This window comes from Lignipirellula cremea, assembly GCF_056501455.1.
On the sequence record NZ_CM151415.1, the window covers coordinates 4,965,773 to 4,983,974 of the forward strand.

Below are 18,202 nucleotides of genomic sequence, written 5' to 3' on the forward strand. Positions count from 1 at the left end.
ATCCTTTCCCTGGCCGGCGGACCGGCTCGTTCGCTTACTCGCTTCTCGTCGAGAGTTCGCCGGCAGATCCTTCCGCCGGGCGTTCGCTCTCGCTAGCCTCGTCCGGATCCCGTCGAACGCTCGTCGCAAGCAGGGAATCCTTCGAGATTCGGAAGCTAAAGTACCATGCGACGGCCAAAATCCCCAAGAGCGGCAGCACGGGTCCTCGATAGCGTATCGAACTGACGAAAACCAGGTGAAGCAGGGAGAAATACGCGGCGGGGGCAAGCAGCCAGATAAGATCCCGTCGCCGTCGCAGAAACGTCCAGGCTCCGCCCGCCGCTCCGATCATCAGCGGAACGTAGGTCGCGAGCATGGCGATCTGGATCGCGGGGCTTCGCATCTCCTGGGCATTGGGCAGGGGAGACCACATTCGCCCGAACTTGACAAGCGCGAGCCGCGCCGCCTCAGCCGGGTTCTTCGCCGCCCATTCGATCGCTGCGTCGCGCAGGTAGCGATCGAATTCGGCCTCCTCCTCCGGCGTTCCGGCCAAGTCCGGGCGTTCGCTGCGAAACTTCGCCGACATCGGCGCGACGAACCGCATGTCGCTCGCTCCGTCGGCGCCCGGTCGCCATCCGTCGTAGAGCGACGCTCCGATCTGAAACGTCGTGGGGACGAATCGCCCGGAGACGGAATAGTTTCGGGCCCACCACGGCGTCAGCGCGAGAACCATCACGATCAGCGCCGCGCCCTGTACGACCGCGACCTGACGCCGCCGAGTCAGCACGAGCAGGGCGACGACGATCGCGAACAGGGGGAACAGGAGCCAACTGGGACGCGTCAGGATCGCCGCCGCAGCGAACCCGCCTGCCAGAGCCGAGTAAAGCATGATCCGACTCCGTTCGGACGCCTGTCCTGCGGTCACGAGCGCCCAAAGCTGCATCGTCATGAAGAGACAGAACAGCCCCTCCGACAGAATGAAGACGCTCATACCCGCAGCGTCGGGAAGCAGAGCCGCGATCAGGCCGGAGCCGAGGACGACCGGCTGCGAAAAAAACCTCGCGGCCAGCGCCATCGTCGCCGCGACCGTGAGCGTGCCGACGAAGACGCCGATCGCCCGGACGAACCAGACGGGCGGTTCGCCTCCCCAGGCCGCGAAGGCAGTCGCGATCAGAAGGGGATAACCGGGGGTCCGGAATATACGGGTTCCGCCGTATCGATACGGACGGCCCTCGTAAATCGATTCTCCAAGCGTCCAATAACTGTCGGAGTCGCCCCATCCGAAACGTTGACCGGCAGGCAGCCGACTCTCCCAGAAACTCGCCGCGACGAACCGCACGCCTGTCGACAGAGCCAGGATCAGCAGCGTCGCCACGAGAAAGCTTCGCGAGACGCGCGACTCCATTTCGGCAGGTTCCTGAGCGGGCGAGGGCAGGGCGGAACGCAAGTTTCGACGCGCCGATCGCGCCGTCCCTCCGCCGCCCGAAGCGTAGTCGGCGCCCAACTTTACCCTGCCGAGAGCGAACCGCGACTCCGCCACGCCGGTCCAAGCCCCGTCCGACCCGATTTTCGCGAGCGGACTTCGACAGAAAACCGCGCTGCGGCAGTCGATTTCGCCGCCTTGACCGTCGCGGCGGCATGCGGCATAAATACTCGTCCTGCGGCGGCGTAGCTCAGTTGGTTAGAGCAGCGGAATCATAATCCGCGTGTCCGGGGTTCGAATCCCTGCGCCGCTACTTGCAAGAGCTTGCTTCAGCTCAGTTTACGACGAACCCGCTGGTTAACCTACCGGCGGGTTTTTTCGTGCCTTTGCAAAGAGACCGGCGTTCGCGAGACGATCGACCTGGCTCTACTTGCGCCGCTCCGACGGCCACGGCGCGTGCAGGGCCCGAAGCGGATCGAATCGCGGCGTCATATCCGGCGCCGGATCGCGAGAACTTGGATGGGTCCGCCCGGGTGTTCTCGATGGGGCAGGGCTCGACCACGCGGGGCGGGTCGCAGAACCATCGTGGACGGTAGCGATCGCGAAGCGTCACCAACCGAAAGGACGCCTAGCAGCCCGTTGATTTTCGCCCTGCCTGCGCTATCCTCGCGTGATCTCGACGCGGGGGAGGAATCGCGATGGGCTTGGGCAAGCGGAAGCGGGAGACGCAGGGGACGTTCTGGGTTCCGACGGACAAGCTGGGGAGCGGTCCGCGAAACGTCTTCTACGACCGTCTGAACGGGCTGCTGGCCGAGATCGAATTCGACGGACGGCTCGAAGAGGCGGCCGCTCCGTACTACGAAACGACGGGGCGAAAGAGCCTGGCGCCGGGCGTCTACTTCCGGATGCTGTTCATCGGTTACTTCGAGGGGATCGACAGCCAGCGCGGCATCGCCTGGCGCTGCGACGACAGTCGCTCGCTGGCCCGTTTCCTGGGCTTCGGTCCCGGCGAGGAGACGCCGGACCATTCGACGCTCACGCTGACGCGAAACCGGCTGCCGCTGGAGATCCATCAGCTCGCGTTCGACCTGGTTCTCGGCCTCTGCCACGAGAAGGGTCTGCTCAAGGGCAAAACGCTCGGCGTCGACGCCAGCGATCTCGAAGCGAACGCTTCGATGAAGTCGATCGTCCGCCGGGAGAACGGCGACGACTGGCAGGAGTACGTTCGCAAGCTCTACGAAGCCGAAACGGGCGTAAGCGACCCGGACGACGAGGAGCTGCGCCGCTTCGACAGGAAGCGGAAGGACAAGAAGGTCTCCAACGACGAGTGGGTCAATCCGCACGATCCCGACGCTCGGATCGGGAAGATGAAGGACGGTCGCACGCATCTCAAGTACAAGGTCGAACACGCCGTCGATCTGGAGACGGACGTGATCGTCGCGGCGGAAGTCTACGAAGGGACCGCCGGCGACTGCCGGACGATCGAAGATACCGTGAACGCCGCGCGAACGAACCTGCGCGAGGCGGGCACGGGCTGCGACGTGGAAGAGGTCGCGGCGGACAAGGGCTATCACAGCGAAGAGTCGCTCGACCGGCTGCAGCACGAGACGCACGTGCGGACGTATATTCCGCAGCCGAAGCGAGCGAAGTCTCGGAAGCGAAAACGCAAGCCGCCGAGTCGTCAGGCGGCCTATCGTCGCAATCGCCGGAACGCGCGCGGACGTCGCGGTCGCAGGCTGCAGCGTCTACGAAGCGAGAAGGTCGAGCGGACGTTCGCGCACGTGCTCGAAACGGGCGGCGGCAGGAGAACCTGGCTTCGCGGGCTGGCCAAGATCCGCAAGCGCTACCTCGTCGCCGCCGTCGCTTACAACTTGGGACGGATCCTGCGCCAACTCCTCGGCGCCGGTAAGCCGAAACAGTTCGGAGAACTGGGAGCAGCGCTTTCCGCCGCGTTTGGGCTCTCCAGCTTCGCTGATTTCGCCGTCGGATCGCATCGAGCGATCTTAAGCATCTCGGTCGCCGTCCGGCTCCCGCTCCTGATGCCTCGACGCTCAGCGACCTTTTGAACGCTCAGGCTCTCGCGAACAGGGAAATCAACGGACTGCTAGACCAGTGTCGTCCGGTCGGACGTCGGATTCGACTCGGTAGTTTCATCGAGTTCAGCGAAACGTCGCGCGACCACCGCGAGCAACTGACGGTAGAGCCGCTCGCCGTAAACCTCGTTCGCGTGGCTCGGATCAGGGTTCCATGCCTCCGGCACGAGCATCCCGTCGGCGTCCTGCATCGCCTTCGGCGTCGGGACGAAGCGGATCCGCAACTCGTCGCAGGTCTCGCGAATGATCGACGAGTGCAAACGCCACAGCTTGTACCGTAGCGACGCGGGCGCCACGCCATGCTCCGCGATCAAGTCGTCGAAACCGTAGGGATACGTGCGGATATGCTCTTCGGAGGGTATCGGCGGGGGAGATTCCAGATGCACGACCGGGAGTTCCGTCGTGCTCCGAAGCAATCGGATCAAATCAAGAGTCGATTCCAAGCGCCGCCGCAGCGCGGCCTCGACGAGGGCGGCAGGGAGAACCTCCGCATCGGTCTGCAAAGGCAGCCACGCCGCCTCGGGAAGCACGAAGTCGAACTTCTTCCCCGGGTAGTTCACGAGTCCGAGGGCGTTGTGATCGTTCCCTCCGAACGTCGAGACGACCAGGTGGAGACCTTCTCGTTCGAATTCCGCCAAGATCGTGTCGGAGAATCGCCCCTCGATGACCGGCGGGTACCACTCAGGTGAGTTCACGACGACGAATCGAACCTCAAGCCCTTCCATTCGATCTTGCGATCGTCTTTGCGAGGAAGCGGAATCGATGGCAGCGGCATGGCTGTTGCCGATGACCAGAACGCGTACCGATTCGTCGGTATCCATGCCAAGCTCCCTGCCCGGGATCGACTGCCGAACATGCAAACGATTCAATTGCGCCCCCCCTAAAAGGGGCGCTACGCCCATTTCCTACAACCGGCGCCCTTTGCTTCTTGGAGGTTCGCACGCTGGCGGCGAACGGCTCCGCATGCAGCGCCTGTCGATGAAAGGATACCTCACGAGCGCCTGATATGCCTGCTACCGGACGAATCCGGGTTTTGCCGACGGCCCTTCGCACGGAGCCCGGCATCTGCGAACAATAGACGCATGAAAACAGCCTCTGTCGTCGTTCATCGTCGTCCTGTGCCTTCGTCTGCCAATGCTTCAGTTCGATCGCCGCTTCAGGCCGTCGCTCCGCCCCTCTTCGTGACGCGAGTCCTCGAATCCGCTCTCGGGCGAACCCGCCATGAATGAGCGCCCGGCGCCGTTGTGGCACGTCAGCCAAGAGGATCTGCGTCAGCATCTGACGGAAGAAGCGGACGATCTGGCCGCGTTCGCTCTGGATGCTGAACTTCGCATCACGGTTTGGCCGGAGAACGCCGCGCGTCTGTTCGGGTATCTTCCCGACGAAATCCTGGGCCGGGACGTTTCGCTCCTGTTCACCGATCAGGACGTCGCTTGCGGAGCGGCGAGCCAGGAGGCAGACGTCGCTCGCCGAACGGGGCGAAGCTCGGACGATCGCTGGCATCGGCGCCGGAACGGGAGTCGCTTCTGGGCAAGCGGAGCGACCTTGCCGTGCTTCGATGCTGACGGCGCACTGCGCGGCTACGTGAAGACGGTTCGCGATCGCACGGAGTGGAAACGCTTCCGGGGCCGTTGGCGACGGGCGTCGCGTTCGCTTCGACATGCCGCACGAGCGGACGCCTTCCGGGTCGACTTGAGCGATCGCCTGCGAGAGAGCGTCGACGCCGCTGCGGCCGTTCGGAAAGCCTCGGAGGTTCTGGGGCGGCATCTCAGCGCCAGTCGCGTCTTCTACGCGGAGTTCGTCGGGCGCGACGAAGTCGAAGTCGGGGAAGGTTACGTCGACGGCGTGCCGCAGGTCCCGGGACGTTATCGCTTGAAGGACTACGGCGAAGAGGTCCACGCGGCGCTGCAATCGGGCGGAATCATCGTCATTCCGGACGCGACGACGTCGCCCTACCTGGACGAGACGCAACGCGCTCGATTTCAGGCGGTCGAAGTGGCATCGACGCTGGACGTGCCTCTGCTGAAAGAGGGAAAGCCTGTCGCGATGATCGTCGTGCAGCAGTCGACGCCGCGAGTCTGGACCGAAGACGAAATCAACCTCGCCAAGGAAACGGCGGAGCGCACCTGGGACGCCGTCGAGCGCGCGCGGGCCGAAGCCCGGCTGCGCGAGTTGAATGAGAACCTCGAACGTCGGGTCGCCGAACGAACGGTCTTGGCCGAACGCCGAAGCAACCAGCTCCGCGCCCTCGCGGCCGAGCTGGTCCGTGCGGAGGATCGGGAGCGGCGACGCCTGGCGGAGCTGTTGCACGATCACGTCCAGCAACTGCTCGTCGGCGCCAAGATGCAGATCGGCCTGGTGCGAGCGCAGTCCGAACGGGCGCGGCAGGAAGAACTCGACCGGATCGACGAACTGCTGCTCGAGGCGCTGGAGGCGACGCGCTCGCTTTCGATCGAACTATCTCCGCCGATCCTGTACGACCAGGGATTGGCTGCGGCGCTGCGGTGGCTGGCCGGCCGAATGAAGGAGCAGCACAGCTTCCTCGCTCACGTGGATGCGGATCCCGCGGCGGAACCCGACGACGAAGAGCTGAGAAACTTGCTGTTTCAATCGACTCGCGAACTGCTGCTGAACGTGATCAAGCACGCCGGCGTTTCGACCGCCCGCGTCCGCACGAGCATCGGCGACGGCGAGATCCTGCTGGAAGTCATCGACGCCGGCTGCGGCTTCGATCCGGCCAAAGCGGAAGAGTCGCGAGACTCCTACGGGCTGTTCCAGATTCGCGAACGCATCGACACGGTCGGCGGCAAGTTCGTCATCGCGTCCGCGCCCGGACAGGGAACGCACGCGTCGATCACGGTGCCCTCCGAATCGTTCGTCATCGATCGCCCGATCGGCGAAGGGACGGTCGAAGAGGAGTTCGAGGAGGCGTCGCTCCCTCCGGGGCGCCTCCGCGTGCTGCTCGTCGACGATCATCGCATCGTCCGCAAGGGCGTGCGGGCGCTGCTGACCAGTCGCTTCGACGTCGATGTCGTCGGCGAGGCCGCTTCAGGCGAAGAGGCGCTGGAAAACGTCTCGCAACTCGCGCCGCACGTGGTGCTGATGGACGTCGACATGCCCGGCATCGGCGGGATCGAGGCGACGCGTCGTCTGACGTCGAGACATCCGGAGATCCGCGTGATCGGCCTGTCGCTGCACGAGGAGGAGGGAGTCATCGACGCGATGTTCGCGGCAGGCGCCTCGCGGTACGTGCTCAAGGACGCCTCGCCCGAAAAACTCATGGGCGCGATCAAGTCGCTGCAACGCGAGGAATGACCCGCGGTTCGCGACGATTCGGCGAAAGGCTCGCGAAGGCGACTTCGGCCCCTCGAATGGGTCGCCCCATCGGGTCCGCATTCGGAAGCTAGAGTTCCGCAGTCGATTCGCTCGTGCAGAAGGCACGTTCGCCGGAATCCTGATTCAGAAGCCGACGCTCATGAAGTTTCGCCGCATCGCCGTCACCGGTCCGAAGGGTCAACTCGGAAGCGCCCTGTGCAATCTGCTGGGGCCGCGCGCCCTGCCCGTCGACCGATCGATTATGCCGCTTGATCAGCCTGAAGCGATCGGCGCGGCGGTAGAGGCCCTGCGACCCGATGCGATCATCAATTGCGGCGCGTACGTCGCAGTCGACAAGGCGGAGCAGGAAGCCGAGCTCTGCTTCCGTACGAACGCCGAGTCGCCGGCGGCGATGGCGGAAGCCTGTTCGCGACTCGATATCCCGCTCGTGCAGATCAGCACCGACTATGTGTACTGCCGCAGCGAGCGTCGCGAGCCGCAACGCGAAATCGACCCGATAGCGCCGGACGGGGTTTACGCGCGATCGAAGGTGGCGGGCGAACAGGCAGCATTGCAGGCGCCGCGGTCGATCGTGATCCGCACCTGCGGTCTCTACGGAGTCACGCCCAGGAAAGCGAACTTCGTCGAGACGATGCTTCGGCTCGGAGGCGAAGGCCGGCACCTTCGTGTCGTCGACGATCAGACCTGCACCCCCAGTTACGTCGCCGACGTCGCAAGCGGGATCGTGCATCTGCTCGACGAAGAAGCGAAGGGGATCGTCAACGTCACGAACCGCGGCTCCGTCACGTGGTTCGACTTCGCGAACGAAATCTTTCGTCAGTCCGGAATGCAGGTCTCCGTCGAAGCGATCACCAGCGCCCAGTTCGGAGCGCCGGCGCCGCGTCCGGCATATAGCGTCCTGGATTGCAGCCTGTACGAGGGCCTCGGCGGTTCGCCGCTTCCGTACTGGCAGGAAGCCCTCGCGGCGTATCTGATGGCGCGCAAGAGCCCGGCGGTCGAAGCTTAGAGAGGTCGACCTGCTCGCGCGCGAATTTCGATCGACGCTCGTTCGCAACCCGGCGATGCGGCCTACGAAAAAAGGCTCCCTCGCAAGCGAGGGAGTCTTCTATGGAATCTGGCTTCGTCGTTCGAGAGGCCAGTTGATTTTCACGAAACAGGACAGCCGCTCGCTCTCGCAGGTTCATGCGAATGCGTGCGACGCGCCCGGGTCGACGCCTCAGCTTTCCTGGGCCTGCAGCATCCAGAGATGCTTTTCAAGCTCTCGCGTCAGGCCGATCAGCAGATCGCCGGAGACCGGATCGCGTTCGTCCACCTGGCCGATCGCTTCCCGAAGTCGCGTGATCACGCCGGCGAGTCGATCCGAGATGAAGTGGATCGCATCTTCCACCGTCAGAGCGCCTTCGGGGAACTGGTCCAGGGCGGAGTGCTCCGCCACGGTCGAGGCCCGACCATCCGGCGTGAAACCGATCGTGACGATCCTCTCCGCGACTTCGTCGCTGCCGTTCCGCAAGCTGTCGATGATCTCGTCGAGTTGCAGATGAACGGAGCGGAAGTTCGGGCCGTGCAGGTTCCAGTGGGCCTGCTTTCCCTGGAGCGAGAGGTCGATCAGTTCGACCAGCGATCGTTGCATCGCCTCGGCCACGGCTTCGCCGTCGCCGGCAGGCAGCAGCTTTCGTCGCAGAGGCATCTTGTGCAGGGATTCTTCGATTCGCGAGCTCATTCGTACCCTTTCATCCGCTGAGACGAGAAGTTACTCGACTCAGCCATTGTAGAAACCTCTTGAGACAGGCACGACGGATCGTGAAGTCGATTCCGCGAATCGTCCAGACGCCGTCTATGTCGTCTCGTCGCTAGAAGATGATCACCAGGAGGATGACCAGCAGCAGGATGAAGGCCAGCCCGCCGACCGGGGCGACGCCCCAGTTCCTGCTGTGAGGCCACGCCGGCAAAGCGCCGAGAAGCAGCATCACCAGAAGAACGATCGCCAGAATCTCGATAATGCCCATGGTTGTCTCTCCAATGCCAGCGTCAGGGGATGCGCGGCCGCTCCGACGTTCCGGAGGGCTCGAGCGGAAGGTTCACGAAACTGCAATGCGTTAACGGTCCGAATCGACGACCGGGGCGCTCTCGGCGCGGTTACGCCCGACGACGTCGTCGAGTTCGCTACCGACGCTCGACACGGACTCAGCGACGGAGTCGGCGATACCCTGCGACTCCTCCACGACTTCGTTGCGGTTGACCCCCACGCCCATTCGTTCGCCGTCGTTATAGAAGTAGATCCAGCCGAATGCGGCGAGCGCGACGGCGACGACCACGACTGCGAGCAGGAATACGACGAACGTGCGCATCGTCTGCCTCTATTCAAGGGAACTGAAAGCGAGCGAAGCGCTTCGCCAGGCGATACGGTCTCGCCATTGCTGTGCTAGAGAGGTCGCACATTCCGTGCCGAAAGCGCAGATCGGCCTCCGAAGCGACCCATCGCCTTATTCGGCTCCAACCAGGACGATTCCGAGCCGGGGTCCAGGCTTCAGGACGGGCATCGTGCCAGCGTTCGCCTGACTTCGGCATCGAATCGAAATCTCAACGCTCTTTTCACGGGCGAATGGACGAAGCCCGCTCCGATAGGTATGAGGGTTGCGTTAGTACCCCCCTAGCGTTCTTCAAGAACGACTTCGCACGATCGTCCGCCGCATGCGATACGCATCGACGACGAATGCGGAATCAAAACGGAGCGAACCGACGCACCGCGATGACGAAGCCGACATGGACGGCCTCCGCCGATCGGAGAGCGGGTGAGGATCATGAGGAATCAGTGGCAATCCGACCGCGGGTCGCATCTCGATACGACGTGCGGCGGATGCCGTAACGCGTCCGACTTTCGGGTTCTGGTCGTCGAAGACAACCCTTCGAATCGGCTCTTTCTGGTGCGTGTGCTCGGCGGCGGAGGGTTCGACGTTTCAGCAGCCGAGGACGGAGAGCGCGCGGTAGCGCTGGCTCGGGAGCGTCGTTACGATCTGATACTGATGGACGTCGAAATGCCGAACATGGATGGCGTGACGGCGACCTCGATCATCCGATCCGGGCGACCCCGTCTCGGAGGCACTCCGCCTTCGGTACCGATCATCGGAATCTCGGCGAGAAACGAGCCAGGCGATCGGAGCCGGTTCGCGGCTGCCGGGATGACCGCCTTCCTTCCCAAGCCGTTCGATGCGAGGGCTCTGCGGGCCGTCGTGGACGCCGCTTGCCGACGTACAGCCGCTTGCCGCCAGCGCGAATACGAACGATGACGCAGCCGACCGACCGCGCCGACCGAACGCCGCTCATCGCAGGAGATCAGGTCATGAACCTGCGCGAAGCGATGCAGCGACTGGGCGGCGACGAGGAACTCCTGCGCGAATTGGCGGAGATGTTCTTCGAGGACGCCGAAGCGCTGCTTGGCGTCGTTCGAGCAGGGCACGCCGATCCATCGCAGAGCCAGGAAGTTCGACGTGCCGCGCATAGCCTGAAGGGACTATCGTCGAACTTCGGCGCGCAGCGCACGATGGCGGCCGCCTTCGCCGTCGAGAAGCTCGCGGAGGCGTCGAGGCTGTCGGAGTTGCCGCCGGCCGTCGATGAACTGGAGCGAGAGGTGGCTCGGCTCAACGCAGGACTGCGCGAGGCCTTCCCGTCACGCTGACGGCAGAAGCGAGAATCCGTCTGACGGCCGTCGGGTCACGACCCAGCAGGTCGGACCGCCCGATTCCAGCGACTCAGTTCGGCGAGCAGTTCGCGCCGGTCGACCGGCTTGGTCAGGTAGCTGTTGCAGCCGGCCCGCTGGCAGTTGTCGCGATCGCCCGACATGGCGCTGGCCGTCAGCGCGATGACGGGCGTTTCGATCCCTGCCTCGCGCAGTCGCCTCGTCGCTTCGTAGCCGTCGAGCAGCGGCATCTGCATATCCATCAGCACCAGATCGTACGGATCGCCGCTGCGCAGCGCCCGATCGTATTCGGCGAGCGCCGCTTCGCCGTCGCCGACGACCTCGATCTTCGCGACCCGATCCTGCAACATTCGCCGCAGCAGCACCTGGATGCTGCGAGTGTCTTCCGCGATGAGGACGCGAGCGTTCGCCAGGGACGCTTCTCCTGAGGCGTCCGCATCGGGCGTCGCGTCGGTCTGGATCGCGTCGAGACTGAGGACTTCCAGTTCCGCCGGCGACGAGAGTCGCAGGCGCAACTCGAACTCGCTCCCGACGCCAACCTCCGTCGTGACGTCGATCTCGCCGTCGAGCATCTGCGCCAGGCGACGACAAATCGTCAGGCCGAGACCGGTCCCGGAGACGTTCGTCTCCGCCTTGCCCTCGACCTGGGTAAAGGGTTCGAAAATCGACTCGACCCGATCGTGCGGTACGCCGGGCCCCGTATCGACCACTCGCACGAACAGGCTTCCGCCTCCGCGGGCGACGTCGGGTTCGTACCCGCACTCCATCCGCACCTCGCCCCGCTGCGTGAACTTCACGGCGTTGCTCACGAGGTTGAGCAGGATCTGACGCATCCTCAGCGGATCGGTGAGGATCGTCGGCGGAACGGGCGAAATGAACCGCGCCTTGAACGACAGCCCTTTTTCCGAGGCGCTCGGCTCCATGAGCGATCGGACGTCGGCCAGCAGGGGAGGCAGGGAGACGTCGATCTTCTTGATGTCGAGCTTGCCGGCTTCCATCTTGGAGACGTCGAGCACGTCGTTCAGGATGCCGAGCAGCAGTTGCCCCTGGTTGCGGATCATCTCCGCCATTTCGCGGGAGTCGTCGTCCGTCGAGTCGCGGACGAGCAAGTCGGCGCACCCCAGGATCGCCGTCAGCGGCGTGCGGATCTCGTGGCTCATGTTCGCCACGAACTGCGTCTTGGCCAGATTCGCCCCTTCGGCCTGTCGCCGCGCCTCCATCAGTTCGAGTTCAGTCCGCTTTCGCGCCGTGATGTCGATGTTGACGCCGGCGATGCGACGGCGACCGGAATCATCGACGACGATGCCGCCGCGACCCGAGAGCCAGACGATCCTTCCGTCGGGTCGGACGAACCGGAACTCGCAGGCGTAAGGGACGTTGTCTCGAATCGAATCGTCGACCGCGCGGCGAACCGCATCGGCGTCGTCCGCATGAACCCGCGAGAGAAATTCCTCGGCCTGCACGACGCCGGTTTCGGCGCCGATACCGGAGAGGTGAACCTGGTTCAGATCCAGCCTGACCGCGCCGCTCTCGAGATCCCAATCCCAGCAGCCGATCTCGGCCACATGGAGCACCATGCGGAGGCGCTCTTCGTTCTCGACGAGCGATCGGGCGAAGCGTTCGCGCAGGAAGGCCTCCTGCCGGAAGCTTTCGGCGAGTTCCTCGTACTGCTGCGTACGCCGGCTGACCTCTTCTTCGAGATCCGCGGGACCTCGCAGTTTGAGGGCGACCGGCACGATCCTGATGAGCGCGATGACCGTCGCCCAGGAAATCACCGCCGTCGCCAGCTTCAGCACGCCCGAGAAGCGGTAGATCGGGTACCAGAAGATCAGCGACTCGACTAAGTGAGTCGCGCCGCAGGCGAAGATGAACGCCCCGAACAGCAAGAACAGCCGCGGAAACGGGATGTCCTGGCGCTTCCTGAGAATGAAGAAGAGCAGGACGACGGGAATCGCCGTGTAGGCGCCGAACGTCCCAAAGTCCGAGACGATGTGCAGCCAGCCCCAGAACGGCTCGGCCTGCCAGGTCGGCCCGCAGTACCATCGCGCCGGAAAGCCGGTCGTGTCAAAGAGTGAACGCAGCATCGAGACCGTGCGCAACGGCGCGACAGCGGCGAAATCGTACTTCTAACGCACGAGCGCGAAGCGGACGGACGACGGAATCGCGAAGTCGAAAAAGGCGAACCGCGGCTTGGCGAAGCCGACGATCAGCCGCCCTGAGTAGAGCCCAGAAGGCCCCTACCGTAAAGCCGGAATCCCGTCGGGAACCAACCGCGCTGTGCGACGAGGTAAGGGGCCGAAGGAGACGCGTACGTCGTCATGCCGAGAGCAATGACGCGGGCGGAAGTCGCATCTGCGACGTTAGATGTGGCGACCGCTTTACCAAATCTGGTCAATGAGCGTCCGCTCAGTGAGCGTCTATCGACCACACGGGTCGCGGTGGCGACTTAAAGCCACTGCGCGCAGCTACTTGATGCCGCCCCGGCTGAGGGGGATCAAGTGTTCGACCGTTTCCTCATGCGGCGTCAGCTCGCCTCGAAGAATGCGGGCTTCGCGGGGCGCTTCGATACTGATCCGGACGCGGTTTCCCTTGATCTGGGAAACAGTTACGACGATCTCTTCTCCGATGCGGATCGTTTCGCCTTCCTTGCGAGTGAGCGCCAGCATGTGCGTGTCCTGAGTGAATGGATCGGACGCTAGAAACGTTGACCGTTCACTCAATCGCAAGCCGCGCGCCGATCTTCGGCCCGCGCGGAAAAAAAGTCGCAAAGCCTACGCTTCCGAAACGGCTTCGTCGCCGTCTTCGCCCACGCTGACGACCTGGCCGACCGAGATGTTGAGCCCGCGAAGCTTGTTCCGAAGACTGCCGCGGGTGATCCCCAGAATCGAGGCCGCTTGCGTCTGGTTGCCGTCGACGTGCCGCAGCACCTCGGGCAGCAGGCGACGCTCGATGTGCTCGATCGCCTCCGCGTACAGGTCGGTCGTATCGGCTCGCAGGCGTTCGCGCACGAAGGCCAGAATGCCGTTCTCCTGCCCTTCGCTTCCGGCGGCGGTCGGAGAGCAACGTTCGTTCGTCGACAGCGGCGGGAGAAACTCGGGCAGCAGCACGGCGCCCGTCGTCTGCAGAATCGCCTGCCGCAGGACGTTCTCCAACTCGCGGACGTTGCCCGGCCATTGATAAACCTTGAACACGTCGATGACCTCGGGCGCCATCGACTCCAGCTTGCTGTTGAACTTGTCGTTGAAGCGGGCGAAGATCCGATGCGCGAGCAACTGGATATCGTCGCCCCGTTCGCGCAGGGGCGGCAGACAGATCAAGAAGCCCTTCAGGCGGTAGTAAAGGTCCTCTCGGAAGCCGCCGTCCTGGACCATCTGTTCCAGGTTCTGATTCGTAGCCGCGATGATCCGGACGTCGGTCTTGATGCTCTCGTTGCCGCCGACGCGAGTGAACTCCTGCTGCTGCAGCAGGCGGAGCATCTTGCTCTGCAGTTCGCTCGGCATGTCGCCGATTTCGTCGAGGAAGATCGTCCCTCCGTTGCACTGCTCGAACTTGCCGATCCGGCGGCGATCGGCGCCGGTGAAGGCGCCCCGTTCGTGTCCGAACAGTTCGCTCTCGAGCAGGTTCGACGGAATGGCAGCGCAGTTCACTGCGATGAAGGGCTTGTCGCGGCGTTCGCTGTGCTGGTAGACCGCCCGCGCGACGAGCTCCTTGCCCGTTCCGCTTTCGCCCTGGATCAGGACCGTGACGTCCTGCGTGGCGACGCGTCCGATCGCCTTGTAGACCGCCTGCATCGGCAGGCTGACGCCGATGATGGCGTCAGATTCGGGGTCGTGACTTCCCTCCGGAACGACGCCGACCGGACGGAGCATCTTGCGGCGAATGTCCGCCGCCCGTTCGATCAGATCGCGCAGCCGGGAGGCATCGATCGGCTTGAAGATATAGTCGTACGCCCCGCGCTTCATCGCGTCGATCGCGACGTCGCTGCTCCCCATGCTCGTGATGAACACGATGGGAAGCTTCGTATCCATTCGCTGAAATTTCTCGAAAGCTTCGAGGCCCGACAGGTCGGGCAACAGAATGTCCAGCAGACAGACGTCGATCGATTTCTCGGACCGGGAAAGCAGCTCGAGCCCTTCCTCCGCAGAAGCCGCGGTCACGACCTCCACGGAAGCGCTCTCCAACGTCTTCTGAACCAGATGACGGACCGCGCGATCGTCGTCTACGACAAGTACTTTGCAGCCCACAGAGAATCCGTTGGTGAGTCGCGTCGAAGGAGAAACGCACCGCCCGCAGATCCGTTCTAGCGGCACGCGGACGGTTCTACAGGTGGGTCAGGAGCCAAGCCGCGGCTCTCGTCGAACGCCGTTTCCGATCCCGCGACTTGATGCGGCGGCGGAAGCGGGTGCATCTCGTGAGAGCAAGGTCAAGCGGACGCAAGAGAGGGCTCAGCCCGCCAGTGACAGGAGCGGCGCCCCCGGCAGCACGCTGGTCAGTCGCAATTCTACCTAGCCGAGCGGTAGAGAGAACCGTCTGGCGGCGCGGATTGCCTAGGAGAAAACCCTGCTGGCTTTCTCTCGACGGAAAGGCGCTTCGTCGAGGAGCAGATCGGGCGGACTGAGCGAGCCGCGATCTCAGCCTTCGTTGCCGATCGCGGAGCCGACGCGGATCCCGTTCTCGATCTCGCCGGCGCCCGGCGTCGCGCGCGCAAGTTCCTGGGCGAGCTGCTTCAGATAGTAGGTGCGAGTCCGGCCCGACAGGCGAATGCATCCTTGCTCGACCGAGCAGACGACGGTTCGCATGGCGGCATGGCCGGACTGAGCCAGTCGGCCACGGACCAGATTCTCGAGCGCCAGGTCGTCCGTGACGGAGAGGGCGGTGATCGACATCGGCTCTTCCTTGTTTTGGGCCAGCCCACAACGTACCCGCCTGCATCCGGCGAACGAACCCCACTTTCCGCTGCACACGCCGCGCCAAACTGCGGACTTCGCGACCAGTCACGTTCGCTTGATCGTTACGCGCCGCCGCCGCCGCCGCCGCCCGTCGAAGCGTCGCGTTCCCGAGCGAAGCGCAAGTCGGTGAGTCGCGCCACGAGCAGAGGGCGAACCGAAGGTCGGTCGACCGAGATCCGCCGGTGGCGACCGCTCGACCGACAGCCGACGCAGCGCCCTGCTGCGGACTGGGCGATCTTTCCAGAACCCATCTCTTGTGACATAGGCACGGCGCTTGCTTCCACCTTGCCGTCGTGTGGCGACCGTCGGTCGCTCATCTCGATCAACATCTGCGAGTCGCTCGCGAGAAGGAGCAAGTCATGGGAACAATCGGTGGAATCCTGCTGTGGTGCCTGTTCGGTCTGGTGGTCGGCGTGATCGCCCGCTTCCTCGTTCCAGGTCCGCAGCCCATGGGGATCTTCCTGACGATCCTGCTGGGCATCGTCGGTTCGTTCGCCGGCGGCTTCATCGCCTACATGATCTGGGGCGGCGACGCGATCCAAAGCTCCGGGCTCCTCTTCTCGATCCTCGGCGCCGTCGCGGTAGTCGCGATCTACGGAGCCGTCACGAGCAGCGGACGGCGCCGGCTCGATACGTAGCGTTCCCGGCGAAGCGTGCGTCGCTGCTGAATCGACTGACGATGAAGGCCTTCCGCTGGCTAGACCGGCGGAAGGTCTTTTTCGTTGCGCAGATGCACGCGAACGAGGATTTCCTCGGCTAACATCGAACGAAGTTGCAGATTCGTCGCCGCCTCCTGGATCAGTTCATGGTCGATTCCGTCGTTCTCCGGGCCGCGTTCCTCGTACTCTCGACGGCCAGTCTGCTCGGAATTCTGCCGCGCGCTTCCGCGGATCAGCGACCCAAACTGCAGATCATCAACGGCAGCGATCAGCCTGTCGAAGTGTTCTGGTTGGAGAACGACAGCGAGCGCCACCAAGTCGCGACGATCCAGCCGAATCGTCACGAGGTCGTCGATACCACGATCGGGCATCGCTTCGTCGTGGCGGGCCAGAAAGACAAGACCGAGGCCGAGGTCGTCAGCCGCGTCGCGATTCAGGCGTTTCGGTTCGATCCGCAGGGGAAGAACGGCATGCCCGCGTTCTATTCGCGATCGTTCGATGCGGGCGGCTATCCGATCTGCGCCTCCGAGCGAGTGAGCCCCTACGCCCTGAAAGAGGCGGCCTACCTCATCGACATGATGCTTGCCCGTCGCCCGGATGTCCGCGAAGCGATGATCGCCAGCGGATCGCGGCTCTGCATCATGGCTCGGGACGAATTCACGACCGATCTGCCCGAATTCGGATGGCTCGCGAACGAACGACAGCCGGAGTTTCCCGAACTCGACGCCAAGGACTTCTGGGACGCCCGCGCTCGCGGCTTAGGCGGCAGCGAAACCGATCCCTACTGTTCCTGCGGCGAAGAAAATCTGCTCGCCCTGGAGGGCGATCCCTACTCGGCGGAAAACATCCTGATCCACGAATTCGCGCACAACATTCACCTCCGCGGGATGACGAACGTCGATCCGACGTTCGACGAGCGTTTGAAAGAGACGTACGACGCGGCGATGAAGGCGGGACTGTGGAAGGGGAAGTATGCCGCGACGAACCATCACGAGTACTTCGCCGAAGGGGTGCAGTCGTGGTTCGACGACAATCGCGAGAACGACCACGACCACAATCACGTCGACACGCGTGCGGAGTTGCTCGAATACGACCCCGGGCTCGCGGCGATGTGCCGGGAAGTGTTCGGCGACACCGAGCTTTCGTACGTGAAACCGACCCAGCGGCTCACCGGTCATATGGAGGGCTACGATCCCGCGAAGGCGCCCGCCTTCGAGTGGCCCCAGCGCCTGGAACACGCCAAGCAACTCATTCGCCGCTCCGCCCAGGAACGGGACGCGAAGGCGAACGGAGGGTGACCGCGTTCGACCGGAGGCGAATTCGCCGATCGCCCGATCGCCGTCAGAACACGACGTTAGCTCGAACGCCGCCGGCGAGAACCGTGCCGACGTCTTCGGAGTGGAATTCAGCATATGGAAGTCAGGGGTCACGTTCAGCCACGGAGCCATCTGAGCAGTGCAGAAGAGCTCGACGCCTTGCCCGTCTCCGATCGGACCGAACTCCGCTTCGATGAATTGCCCGATCTCTGAACTGAATCCCGCCTGGGAGAAGCCGACGCCGAAAGTATCTGCGGCGCGTCCATCGATCGGGCGTTTCCGCCGATGCCCAAGTTCCGGAAGTACTGCGTGATGTTGACCTGACGATCGGTGAAGCTCGCGCGGCCGAAGACGCCCTAACCGGTTTTCTTCGTTTCGTCGCAATGGACGAGGTACTGGTCGAAGTTCGAGTAGAGCCCCCACGTTCCGCGCTGACGGATTCCGAGAAGAAAGCGCCGGACTGATCGCTCCGAGTCCGAAACGTCCCCAACAGGAGCCCCTGGCGGCGAACGTCCTTCGGGGTTCCTTTCCTTCCATAGGATCCGTCCCCGGAACGGCCCGACCAGATCCTCGATTCGCGAGAATTGCTCGCAGTATTCGCAGCTCGCTCGGCGCCGAATGTTAATTCTCGTCGATTCGGCGCTCTTTCGGAACTCCGAAGACTTGTTCCCGCCGGAAGGGGTACAATCGGCGGCTCCGTTGAGCCTGCTGAGCTCTGTCGAGTCTGATGACTCGGTCAGCCCGTCGTCT

Annotated in this window: 17 protein-coding genes, 1 tRNA gene and 1 pseudogene; 8 read left to right on the forward strand and 11 right to left on the reverse strand. The window is 63.8% G+C overall.

Features of this window, described 5'->3' with window-relative positions:
• Window positions 1–34: 34 nt before the first annotated feature.
• Entirely contained in the window at window positions 35–1,384 is a 1,350-nt protein-coding gene (locus SH602x_RS19280) for an ArnT family glycosyltransferase (protein WP_479473860.1), read from the reverse strand.
• 257 nt (window positions 1,385–1,641) lie between these two features.
• On the opposite strand from SH602x_RS19280, the gene SH602x_RS19285 reads away from it, so the two are divergent.
• Together SH602x_RS19285 and SH602x_RS19290 are read left to right on the forward strand one after the other, a co-directional pair.
• Window positions 1,642–1,715 (forward strand) — tRNA-Met (locus SH602x_RS19285).
• Between the two features lie 385 nt (window positions 1,716–2,100).
• Window positions 2,101–3,468, forward strand: coding sequence for a transposase (locus SH602x_RS19290; protein WP_479472661.1), 1,368 nt, complete (start codon window positions 2,101–2,103; stop codon window positions 3,466–3,468).
• 38 nt (window positions 3,469–3,506) lie between these two features.
• On the opposite strand, the gene SH602x_RS19295 is transcribed toward SH602x_RS19290, so the two are convergent.
• Window positions 3,507–4,190: a hypothetical protein gene (locus tag SH602x_RS19295; protein WP_479473861.1), complete on the reverse strand. Its 684-nt coding sequence runs from the start codon at window positions 4,188–4,190 to the stop codon at window positions 3,507–3,509.
• Between the two features lie 526 nt (window positions 4,191–4,716).
• Here SH602x_RS19295 and SH602x_RS19300 point away from each other — a divergent pair.
• Together SH602x_RS19300 and rfbD are read left to right on the forward strand one after the other, a co-directional pair.
• Window positions 4,717–6,810, forward strand: coding sequence for a response regulator (locus SH602x_RS19300; protein ID WP_479473862.1), 2,094 nt, complete (start codon window positions 4,717–4,719; stop codon window positions 6,808–6,810).
• Between the two features lie 160 nt (window positions 6,811–6,970).
• Window positions 6,971–7,837: a dTDP-4-dehydrorhamnose reductase gene (rfbD, locus tag SH602x_RS19305; protein ID WP_479473863.1), complete on the forward strand. Its 867-nt coding sequence runs from the start codon at window positions 6,971–6,973 to the stop codon at window positions 7,835–7,837.
• 210 nt (window positions 7,838–8,047) lie between these two features.
• On the opposite strand, the gene dps is transcribed toward rfbD, so the two are convergent.
• The 3 genes from dps to SH602x_RS19320 form a co-directional block, all read right to left on the reverse strand.
• Complete coding sequence (gene dps / locus SH602x_RS19310) at window positions 8,048–8,551, reverse strand: DNA starvation/stationary phase protection protein Dps (protein WP_479473865.1); 504 nt, start codon at window positions 8,549–8,551, stop codon at window positions 8,048–8,050.
• Between the two features lie 130 nt (window positions 8,552–8,681).
• A complete protein-coding gene (locus tag SH602x_RS19315) occupies window positions 8,682–8,837 on the reverse strand; it encodes a DUF3309 family protein (RefSeq protein ID WP_479471423.1) in 156 nt (51 codons plus the stop codon).
• Between the two features lie 90 nt (window positions 8,838–8,927).
• Entirely contained in the window at window positions 8,928–9,179 is a 252-nt protein-coding gene (locus SH602x_RS19320; protein ID WP_479473866.1) for a hypothetical protein, read from the reverse strand.
• A 453-nt stretch (window positions 9,180–9,632) separates the two neighbouring features.
• Here SH602x_RS19320 and SH602x_RS19325 point away from each other — a divergent pair, with 453 nt between their 5' ends.
• Window positions 9,633–10,118, forward strand: coding sequence for a response regulator (locus SH602x_RS19325; protein ID WP_479473867.1), 486 nt, complete (start codon window positions 9,633–9,635; stop codon window positions 10,116–10,118).
• Between the two features lie 53 nt (window positions 10,119–10,171).
• On the forward strand, window positions 10,172–10,507 hold the full coding sequence (locus tag SH602x_RS19330) for an Hpt domain-containing protein (protein WP_479473868.1): 336 nt from the start codon (window positions 10,172–10,174) through the stop codon (window positions 10,505–10,507).
• A gap of 35 nt (window positions 10,508–10,542) precedes the next feature.
• Here SH602x_RS19330 and SH602x_RS19335 read toward each other — a convergent pair whose 3' ends face one another.
• The 4 genes from SH602x_RS19335 to SH602x_RS19350 all read right to left on the reverse strand — a co-directional run bounded on the left by SH602x_RS19335 (window position 10,543) and on the right by SH602x_RS19350 (window position 15,414).
• Window positions 10,543–12,612, reverse strand: coding sequence for a PAS domain-containing hybrid sensor histidine kinase/response regulator (locus SH602x_RS19335; RefSeq protein WP_479473869.1), 2,070 nt, complete (start codon window positions 12,610–12,612; stop codon window positions 10,543–10,545).
• Between the two features lie 381 nt (window positions 12,613–12,993).
• Window positions 12,994–13,194 carry a carbon storage regulator gene (locus tag SH602x_RS19340; protein ID WP_479471418.1) on the reverse strand — a complete coding sequence of 67 codons (201 nt, stop codon included), beginning with the start codon at window positions 13,192–13,194 and terminating at the stop codon, window positions 12,994–12,996.
• A gap of 105 nt (window positions 13,195–13,299) precedes the next feature.
• On the reverse strand, window positions 13,300–14,772 hold the full coding sequence (locus SH602x_RS19345) for a sigma-54-dependent transcriptional regulator (protein WP_479473870.1): 1,473 nt from the start codon (window positions 14,770–14,772) through the stop codon (window positions 13,300–13,302).
• 387 nt (window positions 14,773–15,159) lie between these two features.
• Window positions 15,160–15,414 (reverse strand): BON domain-containing protein, encoded by a 255-nt coding sequence (locus SH602x_RS19350; protein ID WP_479473871.1) that lies wholly within the window; start codon window positions 15,412–15,414, stop codon window positions 15,160–15,162.
• 422 nt (window positions 15,415–15,836) lie between these two features.
• Here SH602x_RS19350 and SH602x_RS19355 point away from each other — a divergent pair, with 422 nt between their 5' ends.
• Window positions 15,837–16,115, forward strand: coding sequence for a GlsB/YeaQ/YmgE family stress response membrane protein (locus tag SH602x_RS19355; RefSeq protein WP_479473872.1), 279 nt, complete (start codon window positions 15,837–15,839; stop codon window positions 16,113–16,115).
• A gap of 59 nt (window positions 16,116–16,174) precedes the next feature.
• On the opposite strand, the gene SH602x_RS19360 is transcribed toward SH602x_RS19355, so the two are convergent.
• On the reverse strand, window positions 16,175–16,507 hold the full coding sequence (locus SH602x_RS19360; protein ID WP_479473873.1) for a hypothetical protein: 333 nt from the start codon (window positions 16,505–16,507) through the stop codon (window positions 16,175–16,177).
• A gap of 9 nt (window positions 16,508–16,516) precedes the next feature.
• Between SH602x_RS19360 and SH602x_RS19365 the strand changes: the two genes are divergently transcribed.
• Window positions 16,517–17,434, forward strand: a complete 918-nt coding sequence (locus SH602x_RS19365; RefSeq protein WP_479473874.1) for a hypothetical protein — start codon at window positions 16,517–16,519, stop codon at window positions 17,432–17,434.
• A gap of 120 nt (window positions 17,435–17,554) precedes the next feature.
• On the opposite strand, the pseudogene SH602x_RS19370 reads toward SH602x_RS19365, so the two are convergent.
• Window positions 17,555–17,989, reverse strand: a pseudogene (locus SH602x_RS19370) (carbohydrate porin); the annotation flags it as partial.
• Window positions 17,990–18,202 lie beyond the last annotated feature (213 nt).

Bases quoted from the DNA above. Each gene is read 5' to 3' on its own strand.
- SH602x_RS19280 (WP_479473860.1), bottom strand. From the start codon at position 1,384: ATGGAGTCGCGCGTCTCGCGAAGCTTTCTCGTGGCGACGCTGCTGATC.
- rfbD (WP_479473863.1), top strand. From the start codon at position 6,971: ATGAAGTTTCGCCGCATCGCCGTCACCGGTCCGAAGGGTCAACTCGGA.
- SH602x_RS19290 (WP_479472661.1), top strand. From the start codon at position 2,101: ATGGGCTTGGGCAAGCGGAAGCGGGAGACGCAGGGGACGTTCTGGGTT.
- SH602x_RS19355 (WP_479473872.1), top strand. From the start codon at position 15,837: ATGGGAACAATCGGTGGAATCCTGCTGTGGTGCCTGTTCGGTCTGGTG.
- SH602x_RS19320 (WP_479473866.1), bottom strand. From the start codon at position 9,179: ATGCGCACGTTCGTCGTATTCCTGCTCGCAGTCGTGGTCGTCGCCGTC.
- SH602x_RS19330 (WP_479473868.1), top strand. From the start codon at position 10,172: ATGAACCTGCGCGAAGCGATGCAGCGACTGGGCGGCGACGAGGAACTC.
- SH602x_RS19315 (WP_479471423.1), bottom strand. From the start codon at position 8,837: ATGGGCATTATCGAGATTCTGGCGATCGTTCTTCTGGTGATGCTGCTT.
- SH602x_RS19350 (WP_479473871.1), bottom strand. From the start codon at position 15,414: ATGTCGATCACCGCCCTCTCCGTCACGGACGACCTGGCGCTCGAGAAT.
- dps (WP_479473865.1), bottom strand. From the start codon at position 8,551: ATGAGCTCGCGAATCGAAGAATCCCTGCACAAGATGCCTCTGCGACGA.
- SH602x_RS19340 (WP_479471418.1), bottom strand. From the start codon at position 13,194: ATGCTGGCGCTCACTCGCAAGGAAGGCGAAACGATCCGCATCGGAGAA.
- SH602x_RS19300 (WP_479473862.1), top strand. From the start codon at position 4,717: ATGAATGAGCGCCCGGCGCCGTTGTGGCACGTCAGCCAAGAGGATCTG.
- SH602x_RS19325 (WP_479473867.1), top strand. From the start codon at position 9,633: ATGAGGAATCAGTGGCAATCCGACCGCGGGTCGCATCTCGATACGACG.
- SH602x_RS19335 (WP_479473869.1), bottom strand. From the start codon at position 12,612: ATGCTGCGTTCACTCTTTGACACGACCGGCTTTCCGGCGCGATGGTAC.
- SH602x_RS19360 (WP_479473873.1), bottom strand. From the start codon at position 16,507: ATGCCCGATCGTGGTATCGACGACCTCGTGACGATTCGGCTGGATCGT.